This window comes from Bradyrhizobium sp. 2S1, from assembly GCF_011516625.5.
GTDB lineage: Bacteria > Pseudomonadota > Alphaproteobacteria > Rhizobiales > Xanthobacteraceae > Bradyrhizobium > Bradyrhizobium septentrionale.
On the sequence record NZ_CP147717.1, the window covers coordinates 6,619,320 to 6,631,318 of the forward strand.

Annotated in this window: 14 protein-coding genes and 1 riboswitch; of the genes, 6 read left to right on the forward strand and 8 right to left on the reverse strand. The window is 64.4% G+C overall.

Going from position 1 to position 11,999, the window contains the following annotated elements; genetic code table 11:
* Positions 1-39 precede the first annotated feature (39 nt).
* From HAP54_RS31105 to HAP54_RS31120, 4 genes are read left to right on the forward strand one after another with little or no spacing between them, the layout of a single operon-like run.
* Complete coding sequence (locus HAP54_RS31105) at positions 40-1,263, forward strand: ABC transporter substrate-binding protein (RefSeq protein WP_166293982.1); 1,224 nt, start codon at positions 40-42, stop codon at positions 1,261-1,263.
* Positions 1,264-1,284: 21 nt separating this feature from the next.
* Positions 1,285-1,902, forward strand: a complete 618-nt coding sequence (locus tag HAP54_RS31110; protein ID WP_166293984.1) for a DsbA family protein — start codon at positions 1,285-1,287, stop codon at positions 1,900-1,902.
* 20 nt (positions 1,903-1,922) lie between these two features.
* Positions 1,923-2,657, forward strand: coding sequence for a glutathione S-transferase N-terminal domain-containing protein (locus HAP54_RS31115; RefSeq protein WP_166293985.1), 735 nt, complete (start codon positions 1,923-1,925; stop codon positions 2,655-2,657).
* Between the two features lies 1 nt (position 2,658).
* Entirely contained in the window at positions 2,659-3,930 is a 1,272-nt protein-coding gene (locus tag HAP54_RS31120) for a CaiB/BaiF CoA transferase family protein (protein ID WP_166293987.1), read from the forward strand.
* Between the two features lie 20 nt (positions 3,931-3,950).
* On the opposite strand, the gene HAP54_RS31125 is transcribed toward HAP54_RS31120, so the two are convergent.
* The 5 genes from HAP54_RS31125 to cobU are packed head-to-tail and all read right to left on the reverse strand — an operon-like array spanning position 3,951 to position 6,383.
* Positions 3,951-4,688: a CbtA family protein gene (locus HAP54_RS31125; RefSeq protein ID WP_166293989.1), complete on the reverse strand. Its 738-nt coding sequence runs from the start codon at positions 4,686-4,688 to the stop codon at positions 3,951-3,953.
* Positions 4,689-4,698: 10 nt separating this feature from the next.
* Positions 4,699-4,896 carry a CbtB domain-containing protein gene (locus HAP54_RS31130; RefSeq protein ID WP_224741711.1) on the reverse strand — a complete coding sequence of 66 codons (198 nt, stop codon included), beginning with the start codon at positions 4,894-4,896 and terminating at the stop codon, positions 4,699-4,701.
* Entirely contained in the window at positions 4,893-5,237 is a 345-nt protein-coding gene (locus tag HAP54_RS31135) for a hypothetical protein (RefSeq protein WP_210297517.1), read from the reverse strand. The genes HAP54_RS31130 and HAP54_RS31135 overlap by 4 nt, the downstream gene beginning before the upstream one ends.
* The gene (bluB, locus tag HAP54_RS31140) at positions 5,215-5,847 is read right to left on the reverse strand and encodes a 5,6-dimethylbenzimidazole synthase (protein ID WP_166306543.1); all 633 of its coding nucleotides are present in this window, start codon (positions 5,845-5,847) and stop codon (positions 5,215-5,217) included. The genes HAP54_RS31135 and bluB overlap by 23 nt, the downstream gene beginning before the upstream one ends.
* A gap of 32 nt (positions 5,848-5,879) precedes the next feature.
* Positions 5,880-6,383 carry a bifunctional adenosylcobinamide kinase/adenosylcobinamide-phosphate guanylyltransferase gene (cobU, locus tag HAP54_RS31145; RefSeq protein WP_166293991.1) on the reverse strand — a complete coding sequence of 168 codons (504 nt, stop codon included), beginning with the start codon at positions 6,381-6,383 and terminating at the stop codon, positions 5,880-5,882.
* 127 nt (positions 6,384-6,510) lie between these two features.
* On the opposite strand from cobU, the gene cbiB reads away from it, so the two are divergent.
* A complete protein-coding gene (gene cbiB, locus HAP54_RS31150; RefSeq protein WP_166293992.1) occupies positions 6,511-7,452 on the forward strand; it encodes an adenosylcobinamide-phosphate synthase CbiB in 942 nt (313 codons plus the stop codon).
* A gap of 11 nt (positions 7,453-7,463) precedes the next feature.
* Positions 7,464-8,429 carry a threonine-phosphate decarboxylase CobD gene (cobD, locus tag HAP54_RS31155; RefSeq protein WP_166293994.1) on the forward strand — a complete coding sequence of 322 codons (966 nt, stop codon included), beginning with the start codon at positions 7,464-7,466 and terminating at the stop codon, positions 8,427-8,429.
* A gap of 14 nt (positions 8,430-8,443) precedes the next feature.
* On the opposite strand, the gene HAP54_RS31160 is transcribed toward cobD, so the two are convergent.
* From HAP54_RS31160 to cobO, 3 genes are read right to left on the reverse strand one after another with little or no spacing between them, the layout of a single operon-like run.
* Positions 8,444-9,508: an IS630 family transposase gene (locus HAP54_RS31160; protein WP_166204319.1), complete on the reverse strand. Its 1,065-nt coding sequence runs from the start codon at positions 9,506-9,508 to the stop codon at positions 8,444-8,446.
* Between the two features lie 42 nt (positions 9,509-9,550).
* Positions 9,551-10,999: a cobyric acid synthase gene (locus HAP54_RS31165; RefSeq protein WP_166293996.1), complete on the reverse strand. Its 1,449-nt coding sequence runs from the start codon at positions 10,997-10,999 to the stop codon at positions 9,551-9,553.
* A gap of 8 nt (positions 11,000-11,007) precedes the next feature.
* Entirely contained in the window at positions 11,008-11,661 is a 654-nt protein-coding gene (gene cobO / locus HAP54_RS31170; protein ID WP_166293998.1) for a cob(I)yrinic acid a,c-diamide adenosyltransferase, read from the reverse strand.
* A 36-nt stretch (positions 11,662-11,697) separates the two neighbouring features.
* Positions 11,698-11,908: riboswitch (cobalamin riboswitch) on the forward strand.
* The last annotated feature ends 91 nt before the right edge of the window (positions 11,909-11,999 follow it).

Below are 11,999 nucleotides of genomic sequence, written 5' to 3' on the forward strand. Positions count from 1 at the left end.
CATGCATGCCGTCCCAAGTGGGGAACGTCGAGGACAGTGATGGCGAAGACACGATGGATCACAGGTGCGGCAATCGCGTTGCTGGTCGGCAGCGCGATGGTGATGCCGGTTCGGGCGGAGGATGTGCAGCCGGTCAGGATCGGCGTGCTCACCGACATGTCGGGCATGTATCGCGACATCATGGGGCCGGGCTCGGTGCTCGCCGCCAAAATGGCGGTTGAAGATTTTGGCGGCAAGGTGCTGGACCGTCCGATCGAGGTCATCTCCGGCGACCACCAGGCGAAAGCCGACGTGGGCGCGGCGATCGCCCGCAATTGGTTCGACAACGGCGGCGCTGACGTCATCGTCGATGTGGCGCAGTCGGCGGTGGCGCTCGCCGTGCAGGAACTGGCGCGGGCGCGCAACAAGATCGTCATCCATGGCGTGACCGGAAGTCCGGCGATCACCCAGCAGGCTTGCGCGCCGACCGCCTTCTCGTGGTCGCTCAATGCCTATGCGATTTCGGCGCCGCTGCCGAAGCCGCTGATCGAGCGCGGGCTCGACAGCTTCTTCTTCCTCTCGGCCGACTATTCTTTCGGCAAGGCGATGGAGGACGCTGCCACCAATGCGATCAAGGCGGCCGGGGGCAAGGTGCTGGGCTCGGTGCGCTTCCCGCAGAACAATCCCGACTTCAGCTCGTTCCTGCTGCAGGCGGTGTCGTCAAAGGCCAAGGTGATCTGGCTGATCTCCGCCGCCGAGGACACCACCAATGCCCTGAAGCAGGCCAAGGAGTTTGGGATTGCCGAGGGCGGTCAGCACATCGTGGTGCCGCTGACCTACATCACCAATGTGCACGCGCTCGGAATTGCCAATGTGCAGGGGCTGACCTTTGCGACGCCGTTCTACTGGGACCGCACCGACAAAACACGCGCCTGGTCGGAGCGCTTCTTCAGGCAGCATCATGCGATGCCGACCATGGATCAGGCCGCGGTCTACTCGGGAACGCTGCACTATCTGCAGGCCGTCGCCGCCGCCAGGACGCTCGATGGCCCGAAGGTCGCCGATGAGATCCGGAAGCTGTCGGTCAACGACATGTATGTCGAGAACGGTTTTGTGCGCGCCGACGGCTGGCTGATGCATCCGTTCTATATGGCGAGCATCAAGGCGCCCGGCGAGGTCAAGAAGCCCTGGGACTACTACAACATCGAGAAGGTCATTCCGCCATCCGAGGCGGCGCAGCCGCTGTCGGAGAGCCAGTGCCCGCTCGTCGCTCAATCACAATGACATCGACACAAAGGAGAGACCATGTCGCGCGAAATCCTCAAGATGTATTCGGACTACAAGAGCCCCTATGCCTGGCTGGCGTTCGATCCGGTGTTCGAGCTGGAGAAGAGATACGACATCAAGGTGCAATGGCGGCCGTTCCAGCTGCGGATCAAGGGCTCCGGCCAGCGCAGCGTCTATTCGGAATACAAGGTCAAGTATTCCTACATGGATGCACGGCGGTCCGCCAACGAGCGCGGCGACAAGAAGATCATCCGCGGCCCGCTGAAGATCTTTGACACCGCGCCGGCGCTGATCGGCGGGCTGTTCGCGGAGAAGCAGGGACGTCTGATCGAATACAGCCGGCTGGTCTATGAGCTGTTCTTCCGCCGCGAGCTCGCGGTCGACGAGGTCGATGCGGTGGAGCGCTTCATCGTCTCGCTCGGCATGTCCGGTGCCGACTATCGCGCCTATGTCGAGGGCGACGGCCGCCGCGAATATGAGGAGGCGCAACAGGAGAGCCAGGGCGACCATATCTTCGGCGTGCCGATCTGCGTCTTCCGCGGCGAGCAGTTCTGGGGCAACGACCGGGTGCCGATGCTGGAGCGCCGGCTGCAGGAGGTTGGCCTTTTGCTCGCCCGAGAAAAGCAGCCGGCCTGAACGGCAGGATGGAGGCTCCGATGATCGATCTTCATTTCGCGCCGACACCGAATGGCTGGAAGATCTCGATCATGCTTGAGGAATGCGAGCTGCCGTACACCGTGGTGCCCGTCAACATCACGCGCGGCGACCAGTTCCGGCCGGAGTTTCGCGCACTCAATCCGAATGGCCGGATCCCTGTCATCGTCGACAGGGATCCGCCCGGCGGAGGAGAGCCGGTGACCATCTTCGAGTCCGGCGCGATCCTGCTCTATCTCGCGGAGAAGACTGGCTCCTTTTTTCCGCGTGACATGCGTGGCCGCACCCGCGTGCAGCAATGGCTGATGTGGCAGATGAGCGCGCTCGGACCGATGCTCGGCCAGAACGGGCACTTCTCACTCTACGCGCCGAGCAAGATACCCTATGCAGTCGAGCGCTACAGTAATGAGGCGCGCCGTCTCTACGGCGTGCTCAACGATCGGCTCGGCGAGAGCACTTGTGTTGCGGGTAACGGCTATTCGGTCGCCGATATCGCCTGCTTTCCCTGGGTGATGACCCACAAGGCGCAAGGCGTCACCCTCGACGACTTTCCACACGTCAGGCGCTGGTTCGCCGAGTTGCGCGCGCGGCCGAAGCTCCAGAAGGGGCTCGCGGTCGGCCGGCGTGGCATTCGCAAGACGCTCGACGCGCAGGCGCGGAGCAATCTGTTTGGAACGAGGCCGGCGGGTGGAGATGCGCCCGGCGGAGCGCTTCAATCACAACAATTGGACCATTGAGATGACCCTGCCTCCGAAAATGCTGACCGGCTATCGCGTGCTCGATATCACCCAGTTTGTCGCGGGCCCGACCTGCACGCGTCTGCTGGCCGAGGCCGGCGCCGACGTGATCAAGATCGAGCTCGCGCCGTTTGGCGACCGATCGCGCTTCCAGGGCCTCAAGCCGCGCGATCCCGCCTACAAGAACACCTCGCAGAGCACCTACTTCTTCCAGCAGAACCATTCGAAGCGCAGCCTCGCGCTCGACTTCAAGCACGAGAAGAGCCGCGAGATCCTGACCCGGCTCGCGGCCAAGGCCGACGTTCTGGTGGAGAACTTTACGCCCGGCGTGATGGAGCGCGCCGGACCTGGCTACGAGACGCTCAAAAAGATCAATCCGCGGCTGATCATGTGCTCGATCTCCTTTGCCGGACAGAGCGGTCCGCTGAGCGACAAGCCGGGCTTCGACTATATCGCGCAGGCCTTCGCCGGCATCACCGGCGTGATCGGCGACCCCGACGGGAAACCGGCGCAGGTGCCGGTCGCGATTGGAGACGCCTCGACCGGCGTTGCCGCGGCGATGGCGGTGGGGTTTGCGCTGCTGCATCGCGAGCGTACCGGCGAAGGCCAGTTCATCGAGTCGACGCTGCTCGACACCTATTTCCATATGCACGAGGCCAATGTGCCGAAGGTTTCGTTGCGCGGCGACAGCTTTGTGCCGCAGCGGGAAGGCTCGCTACACCCGAACGGCGGCCCGGTCGGCGTGTTCGATTGCGGCCGGGACGAGTTTATTGTGATCTGCGCGCTGGCGCATCAATGGCCGCAAATGGTTAGGGCGCTGGGGCGGCCGGAGTTCGAAAAGGACCCGCGGTTCGAGTCGGCGCGCGCCCGCGCCGACAACAGGGTGCTGGTGGGGGAGATCGTGGAAGCCTGGCTCAAGACGTTTCCGTCGCGCGATGCGGCGATTGCTGCGCTGGAGAAAGAGCGGATTCCCTGCGCGCCGGTGCTGACCCTGAATGATGCCATGGCGCAGCCGCATCTGATCGAGCGCGGCACGGTCCGCCATGTCAGCGATCCGCAGATTGGCAAGTTTGCGATCCCGGGTGCGCCGATGCGTTTCTCGGAATGGCCGCAGCAAGCCGACCTGAGGGCCGACCTGCTCGGCGAGCACAATGAGGCGATCCTGGGTGAGCTCGGGCTGTCGGAGCAGGAGATCGACCAGCTCTATGCCGAGAAGGTGCTGGTGCAGGACAGGGAGTTGCGGGCCGGGAAGCGGCTCAGGAAGGCGAGCTGAGCCGCGTCGTCATCAAGCCGTTAGGCCGAAGTGGGGCGATCGAAATAAGCGAACGCGGCGCTCGTCAGGCTGCCGAGCAGGGACCAGAACACCAGGCTGGTCAGCGTGACCGCGACCACGAACTGATGCGACAATGACGACGGCACATTGGTCTCGACATGCTCGAGCTCGGGCGCGCCGATCAAATGCGGCAGCATGATCAGGACCACACCGGCGATCGCGGCTGGCGCTGAACGCCGGAAAACGATCAGCCCGAGGCCGGCCGAAGTCGCCAGCACCGCGGTGACCCACCAGATCTGACGCGACATCAGTGGTGCAGCGGGGACACCTGGCAGTTCAGGCGGCAGCCCAAGGCCCGGCGCGATCGTGAAGACGGCAAAACCTGCGAGTCCCCACATCAAGCCTTCATGCCACGAGACCGGTTCGCCGGTCGCGCCGCTGCGAACCGAAAAGAAGCCGCAGAGCAAAAGCGCAAAGCCGATCCCGGTCAGGATGTTGGCCCCCGCCGTATAGAGGGTGCGCTCCAACCCGTCCCGTGGCTCCCAGGCTTCCGCACCATGATCATGCGCTGCTTGATCGTGCACGAGGATGGCGCGCGGCTGCGCGGAGGCTTCGTGCTTGTGCTCGGCCGCCTTCTCGTAGACCTCGGCCTTGAGGATCAGGGGGACGGTGCCGAACTGCTGGACCGCCGTGACGATCAGGCCAACGATGAAACCGGCAATGACCGACGAGAAGACGATCGAGCGAAACGTGCTCATGTCAAGGCGGTCAGTGGCAGGGGAACGCGTTGGAGTGGCGCACGTCGTGCGCCGCGTTGTGGATCATGTCGATGTGCGAGAAGCCGACGACGCCGACGATGAACAGACCGAGCGTCATCGCCATCAGGGACTGGGCAAGCCGTCCGACCTGTCCGGTGGCAACCGGCAGATGCGTGACTTGAGCTTGCGTGACCTGGGGTTGGCTCATGGTCGTTCTCCACGTTCGATTTGGTCGGCTTCTAGCAGCTTTCGCGCGATGTCGCGACTGGTAAGATGCAAATTTGTTGCAACAGGGATGCGCTTGCGCAGGATTTTCGCGTGCGCCGCTGCTCTAAACGCTTCTTCAAACTGGCAGAAATAGCCGAGACAGGCGTCTGGCGTCGGGTTCGTGCCGAGCAGCGTCCGAAATGCGCCCCGATGCACCGCGCAGATCGCGCTGTGCTCCGGGAGGCCAAAGACCAGGGAGGCGATGTCGGCGCGCCAGTGAACGTCCCCGCTTTGGGCGCCGCCGGCGGCCGGAGCTCCGTCAGCGTCGGATGGTGAATTCATCCGGACCTCGCCGCGATTCCCATTTGGCCTGCTCGAGCTCCGGACGGTCGCATTCCGCCTGGGGGGTGCCGATGCAGAGGTAGCCGATGAATTTCCAGGCGTCCGGTATTTCCAGAATCTCCTGAATGCGGGCTGGGTTGAGGATCGACACCCAGCCGAGCCCGATGCCTTCGGCGCGCGTGGCAAGCCACATCGAGCAGATCGCGGCCACCACGGAATATTCTGTTGTCTCCGGCATCGTCGCACGCCCGAGGCCGGAGCCGATGTGGTCGGTCTTGTCGGCGAATACGGCGAGATGGCCGGGCGCCTCCTCGAGGCCCGATAACTTCAAAGCGGCATATTTTGCTGCACGCTCGCCCGAGTAAGACCGCAGCGCATCGGCGTTGCAAGTCTTGAAGTCTTCGATCACCGCGCGGCGGCGTGCCGCATCGTCGACAATCACGAACCGCCAGGGCTGGCTCAGGCCAACCGAAGGCGAAAGGCAGGCGACCTCGATCAGCCGCTCGATCGTGCCATCCGGCAGCGGATCGGTTCGGAAGCGCCGCACGTCGCGCCGCCACACGAACAGCTCCTGCAGTTGCCGGCGAAACCCATCGTCGAATGAGACCATCGCGGGGCCTTTGGCTGAATCCATCGCGGACGTCACTTAAGCTTCATCGGCAGGCCCGCAACGACGAACTCGACCTCGTCTGCCACGCCGGCGATGGTCTGGTTCATCAGACCGGCGGCATCGCGGAAGCTGCGCGCCAGTGCGTTGTCGGGCACGATGCCGAGGCCAACCTCGTTGGTGACCAGGACAACCGGGCTGTGCTGACGCGGCAGCGCGTCCGCCAGGCGCGTCACTTCCTCGGACCAATCGCGCTCCGCATGCAGCAGGTTGGACAGCCAGAGCGTCAGGCAATCGATCAGCCTTGCGCCGCCGCCGTCGGTCTCGGACAGCGCCGCGACAAGGTCGAGCGGCACCTCGCGTTCGATCCAGTCGCTGCCGCGCCGCGCGCGATGTTTGGCGATCCGCTCGTCCATTTCCGTATCGAGCGCCTCGGCGGTCGCGATATAGACCGGCCGCTCCGGAAAGCTGCGCGCACGCAGTTCTGCGCGCCGGCTTTTCCCGGATCGGGCTCCGCCCGTGATCAGAATGACGGCCATGGGATCTCCTGTTTACGTCGCTCTAACCACCAATCGCGGTGAAACACAAAGCCGAAATCCGCCACGGAGGGCTTGCACTCGGCCAATGTCTTGCGCATCAGGGGGATCGCGGCGAGGAGAGGGTTAAGTGGGCTTTGCGGGAGCGATGGCGGTGGCGATGGCTGTGGATGCCCTGATGGGCTGGCCATCGCCGCTGTTTGCACGCATCGGCCATCCCGTGACCTGGCTCGGCCGGCTGATCCAGCTTGTCGACAGCGCCTGGAACCGGAACACTGACCCGCCGGCGTTTCGCCGCGTCGCCGGTGTCGCGGCTGCTATCCTAGTGATCGCGCTGGCGATGGCCCTCGGTTGGGCGGTTCAGTCCGTGCTCGGATCCGGATGGGTGCGCGTCGTCCTCGTTGGTGTGCTGGCGTGGCCGCTGGTGGCCTTGCGCTCGCTGCATGACCATGTTGCGGCGGTGGCCGATCCGCTGGCGTCCGGTGACATCGCGGCCGCGTGTTCGGCGGTCGCACAGATTGTCGGACGCGATCCGGCAACGCTCGACGATGCCGGCGTCGCGCGCGCGACCATCGAGAGCCTCGCCGAGAATGCCTCCGACGGCATCGTGGCGCCGGTGTTCTGGGGTGCGCTGTTCGGCCTGCCGGGCATCCTTGGCTACAAGGCGATCAACACGCTGGACTCCATGATCGGCCATCGCACCGAGCGGCACGACGCCTTTGGCTGGGCGGCCGCGCGGATCGACGATCTCGCCAATCTCGTTCCGGCGCGGCTGACCGGCCTTCTGTTCGTGGTGCTCGCGCCGCGGCCATCGCAGGCGTGGTCATGCATGTTGCGTGATGCGCGCCGCCATCGCTCGCCGAATGCCGGCTGGCCGGAGGCGGCGATGGCCGGCGTGCTCGGCGTGCGGCTTAGCGGTCCCCGCATCTATCACGGCAGCATCGCCGATGAGCCCTGGCTGAACGAGGGCGCGCGCGATCCGGCTGCCGCCGACATCTTCGCCGGGCTGAAACTCTATCGTTACGCCATGATGCTGCTGGCTGCGGCGTTCGTCGCTCTTGCGCTGGCGTGAAGGAGCGGCGCATGCGCGAGCACGGCGGAAATCTCGATGTCGCCCAGCAACGCTTCGGCGGCGCTGCGGACGACTGGATCGACCTGTCGACGGGGATCAATCGGGTGCCTTATCCTGACGTCGATGTGTCGCCGCGGCAATGGAGCGCGTTGCCGTCGCGGTCCGAGATTGAATCCCTGCACTCCGCCGCGCGGCAGGCTTACGCGACCGACGCGCCGATCGTGGCGATGGGCGGTGCGCAGGCTGCCATTCAGCTGCTGCCGCAGCTGGCGTCCCGTGGACGGGCGCGGATTCTGGCGCCGACCTACAATGAGTATGCCGCGGTGTTGTCGGCTGCCGGATGGGACGTCGCCGAGGTATCCGATCTCGCAGCGCTCGCGGGCGCCGATCTTGCCGTGGTGGTCAATCCGAACAATCCCGATGGGCGGCACCATGAGCGGCGCGAGCTGCTCGCGCTGCTGCCGCGCGTTGGACGGCTCGTGATTGACGAGAGTTTTGCGGACGCCGTGCCGGACCTGTCGCTCACACCGGAAGCCGGACGAGCGGGGCTCGTGATCCTGCGCTCATTCGGAAAGTTTTACGGACTGGCCGGGCTGCGGCTCGGCTTCGCGATCGGCAGCGAGGCGGATATCGCCGCGCTTGCGGCGATGGCGGGCCCATGGCCGGTTTCGGGGGCTGCGATTGCGATTGGGCGGCGGGCGCTGCGCGATCACGACTGGGCAAAGGCGACGGCCGCGCGGCTGGCGGACGACTGCGTCAGGCTCGATGCAGCGGTGCGATCGCAGGGCTGGACTCTGGTCGGTGGCACGCCGCTGTTCCGTCTCTACGAGACCGGCGATGCGCTGGCCGCGCAGGACAAGCTTGCCCGCGGGCTGATCTGGTCGCGCGTCTTTCAGCAAAAACCGGGATGGCTGCGCCTCGGTCTGCCCGGCGGCGAGGCCGAATGGTCTCGGCTGTCTACGACGTTGTCGCGCTGACCTAGTACCCAGAATCAGAGCTGAGTGATACGGCGGCCTTTGAAACGGCGTTGACGGACCTTTTTCTTGGTCCAGACGAAGGGCTCGGCTCTGTCGTTGTATGCGTTGACGTAGGCATCGATGTGCTCCTGAAGCTGCGTGAGGCTTGTGAAGGAGGTGCCGCTGAGCGACTGCCCCTGCAAGATCGAAAACCATACCTCGACCTGATTGAGCCAAGACGCACTTGTCGGCGTGAAATGAAATTGCACGTTGGGGTGGGCCTTGAGCCAATGCTCGTTCTTCTTGTGGGTGTTGAGGTTGTCGAGGATGACGTGAAGCTTCCGGTTCGGAAAAGCCGCGGTGACGCTGTTCATGAAGTCGAGAAACTCGACGCGGCGTCGGCGTTTTGAATGCGCCGCGATGATCTTTCCGGTGGCGACTTCGAGCGCCGCAAACAATGTTGTGGTGCCATGCCGCTTGTAATCGTGGCTCTGGCCGGTCAAGGCGCGGCCATTGGGCAACTTCAGATAACCCTGCGCTCGCTCCAAAGCCTGGATCGAGGGCTTCTCGTCCACGCACAGCACAATGGCCTTCGCGGGCGGGGCGACATAGAGGCCGACAACATCGGCGGCTTTGGCCGTAAAGTTCGGGTCGTTGCTCTCACACCAGGACTTACGAGCCGCGAGGTCAATCTTGTGGCTGCGCAGGAACCGCCAGACATATTGGACGTCAACATCGCCCAGCGCCCCGGCCAGCAGGGGCCCGGTCCAGCGTGCGAACCCGTCCGGCGGCGGCTTGTCCAGCAGCTTCAGAATCCGCTTGTCGGTGGCCTTCGTATAGATTGGCTGCTTGCCCGGTCGCGGCTTGTCTTGCAGCCCTTCAAGGCCTTGGTCGGCATAGCGATGCCGCCAAAGGCTGACAATCCGCGGCTGGACCCCAACTTCCTTGGCGATCGACCGAGTGCTGCGTCCATCCGCCGCCAACAGAACTATCCGCGCCCGCTTCAAATCGCGCTGCAACGTCACCGGGGAGCGGCAACACGCCTCAAGCACCTTGCGATCTTTCCTCGAAAGGTGGACTTCTCTTGCTTCGGGTATCATCCCGACCTTGAATCACGACTCACGCTTTAAGAACAGTAGGTACTAGCGCGCCAGCGCGAGCAGGCCTTCGACATCGAGATGGGTCTCGATGTGTTCGGCGAGCGCGTCGAGCGCGCTCTCGACCCTGGCGCCGTATGGATGGTCGGCCGCGGGAATATCGAGCTTTGCAAGGAACGCCTTGCGAAATTCGTCCGACGTGAACAGGCCGTGCAGATAGCTGCCGTGAACGCGACCATCGGCGGAAACGGCACCTTCGGGTGCGCCGTCGAGCGACGCAAATGGCCTGATACGATCCGGACCGTCGGTGCGCCCGATATGGATTTCATAGGCGCTGATCGGCTGACTGGTAGCGGCATGCACCGCGCTGACGCGTGTCAGCGTCTTCTGCTCGGTCATGACAGTTGTGACATCAAGAAGCCCGAGGCCGCGCGTTTCGCCGGCCGAGCCTTCGATCCCGTCGGGATCGGCGACGCTGTGTCCGAGCATCTGATATCCGCCGCAGAGACCGAGGACATGGCCGCCGCGGCGATGATGCGCGAGCAGATCGATGTCCCAGCCCTGCGCGCGCAGGAAGGTGAGGTCGCCGCGGGTCGATTTCGAGCCGGGCAGGATGACGAGCTTCGCATCACCCGGGATGGCTTCGCCCGGGCGCACCATCACGAGATCGACGCCGGGCTCGAGCTTCAGCGGATCGAGATCGTCGAAATTGGCGATCCGCGACAGCGCAAGGAAGGCGATCTTGCACTGGCCGGGCTTGCGCGCCTCGCCGAGCCCGAGCGCGTCTTCGGCCGGAAGCTCGCCGGCGCGGGTAAACCAGGGCAGCACGCCAAAGCCGCGCCATGCCGTGCGGGATTCGATCAGGCGGTAGCCGTCGTCGAACAGCGTCGGATCGCCGCGGAACTTGTTGATGACAAAACCCTGGATCATCGCGGCATCCTCGGGATCGATCACCGCCTGGATACCGACGAGCTGTGCGATGACGCCGCCGCGGTCGATGTCGCCGACCAGCACCACGGGGACGTCAGCTTTGCGTGCAAAGCCCATATTGGCGATATCGGACTTACGCAGATTGACCTCGGCGGGGCTGCCGGCGCCTTCGACCAGCACCAGATCGGCGCGATCCTTCAACCGCCCAAAACTCTCCAGCACCGCGCCCATCAGCGACGGTTTCATAGCGGAATATTCGCGCGCGCGTGCGGTAGCGATCCGTTTGCCGTGCACGATGATCTGGGCGCCGACATCGCTCTCCGGCTTCAGCAGCACCGGGTTCATGTCGGTGTGCGGCTCGACACCGGCGGCGAGCGCCTGCAGGGCCTGCGCACGTCCGATCTCGCCGCCGTCGATGGTCACGGCGGCGTTGTTAGACATGTTCTGCGGCTTGAAAGGCAAGACACGCAGGCCGCGCCGTCTGGCAGCGCGCGCCAGGCCCGCGACGATGAGCGACTTGCCCACGTCCGAGCCGGCTCCCTGGATCATCAATGCGCGCGCCATGGTGCTTGTCAGAACTCGACGCCCGGCTGGGCCTTGATGCCGGAGCGGAACGGATGCTTCACCAGCGTCATCTCGGTGACGAGGTCGGCGATCTCGATCAACTCCTCCTTGGCATTGCGTCCGGTGAGCACGACATGCGTCATCGGCGGCTTTGACGTCGTCAGGAAGTCGACGACGTCGGCGATGGCGAGATAATCGTAGCGCAGCGCGATGTTGATCTCGTCGAGCACAACCATGCGCAAGCTCGGGTCTGCGATCAGCTGCTTGGCCTTTTCCCAGCCCGCCTGAGCCGCCGCGATGTCGCGCGCGCGATCCTGGGTCTCCCAGGTAAAGCCTTCGCCCATCGCGTGGAATTGACAGAGTTCGCCGAAATGCCCGGTGAGCAGGCGGCGCTCGCCGGTATCCCAGGCGCCCTTGATGAACTGCACCACGGCGCATGGGAAGCCATGCGCCACGCAGCGCACGATCATGCCGAAGGCGGAGGAGGACTTTCCCTTGCCGGCGCCGGTATGAACGATGATCAGACCCTTTTCACCGCTCTTGGTCGCCATGATCTTGTCGCGGGCAACCTTTTTTTTCGCCATCTTGGTCGCGTGGCGCGCATCCAGCGAAACCTCGCTGCTGACGACCTCGTCTTCGGCGCCGTTTTCTTCAGAAATCATGACGTTCCTTCGGCTTGACAAGTTCGAGCCACGGACGAATGGTGGGCCCGCGTTGGTTCCTGTCCTACGACAGGCGAAGAGGGAATGCGATAGGGCTCAAGGTGGGCCTGAAAAGCAGCCGCCCCCGCGACCGTGACCGGAGAGATGCCCAAAAGCCACTGATTCCCTTCAGGGATCGGGAAGGTGGGTATCGAGGGAGAAATCCTGCTCCGCAAGCCGGGAGACCTGCCAACGCAACGTGTAGTGAGACCGGCGGACGGGGTGTTCCGCGACGGGGAACGAACCCATTCACATCGGTTCGTGTGCCTCTTCGCCTCCCGCTGTCAATCCAGGATGGG

Coding starts and splice junctions, on each gene's coding strand:
- cobD (WP_166293994.1), top strand. CDS start 7,464: ATGCGCGAGCACGGCGGAAATCTCGATGTCGCCCAGCAACGCTTCGGC.
- HAP54_RS31125 (WP_166293989.1), bottom strand. CDS start 4,688: ATGAGCACGTTTCGCTCGATCGTCTTCTCGTCGGTCATTGCCGGTTTC.
- HAP54_RS31130 (WP_224741711.1), bottom strand. CDS start 4,896: ATGAGCCAACCCCAGGTCACGCAAGCTCAAGTCACGCATCTGCCGGTT.
- HAP54_RS31160 (WP_166204319.1), bottom strand. CDS start 9,508: ATGATACCCGAAGCAAGAGAAGTCCACCTTTCGAGGAAAGATCGCAAG.
- cobO (WP_166293998.1), bottom strand. CDS start 11,661: ATGATTTCTGAAGAAAACGGCGCCGAAGACGAGGTCGTCAGCAGCGAG.
- HAP54_RS31115 (WP_166293985.1), top strand. CDS start 1,923: ATGATCGATCTTCATTTCGCGCCGACACCGAATGGCTGGAAGATCTCG.
- HAP54_RS31165 (WP_166293996.1), bottom strand. CDS start 10,999: ATGGCGCGCGCATTGATGATCCAGGGAGCCGGCTCGGACGTGGGCAAG.
- HAP54_RS31110 (WP_166293984.1), top strand. CDS start 1,285: ATGTCGCGCGAAATCCTCAAGATGTATTCGGACTACAAGAGCCCCTAT.
- bluB (WP_166306543.1), bottom strand. CDS start 5,847: ATGGTCTCATTCGACGATGGGTTTCGCCGGCAACTGCAGGAGCTGTTC.
- cobU (WP_166293991.1), bottom strand. CDS start 6,383: ATGGCCGTCATTCTGATCACGGGCGGAGCCCGATCCGGGAAAAGCCGG.
- HAP54_RS31135 (WP_210297517.1), bottom strand. CDS start 5,237: ATGAATTCACCATCCGACGCTGACGGAGCTCCGGCCGCCGGCGGCGCC.
- HAP54_RS31120 (WP_166293987.1), top strand. CDS start 2,659: ATGACCCTGCCTCCGAAAATGCTGACCGGCTATCGCGTGCTCGATATC.
- HAP54_RS31105 (WP_166293982.1), top strand. CDS start 40: ATGGCGAAGACACGATGGATCACAGGTGCGGCAATCGCGTTGCTGGTC.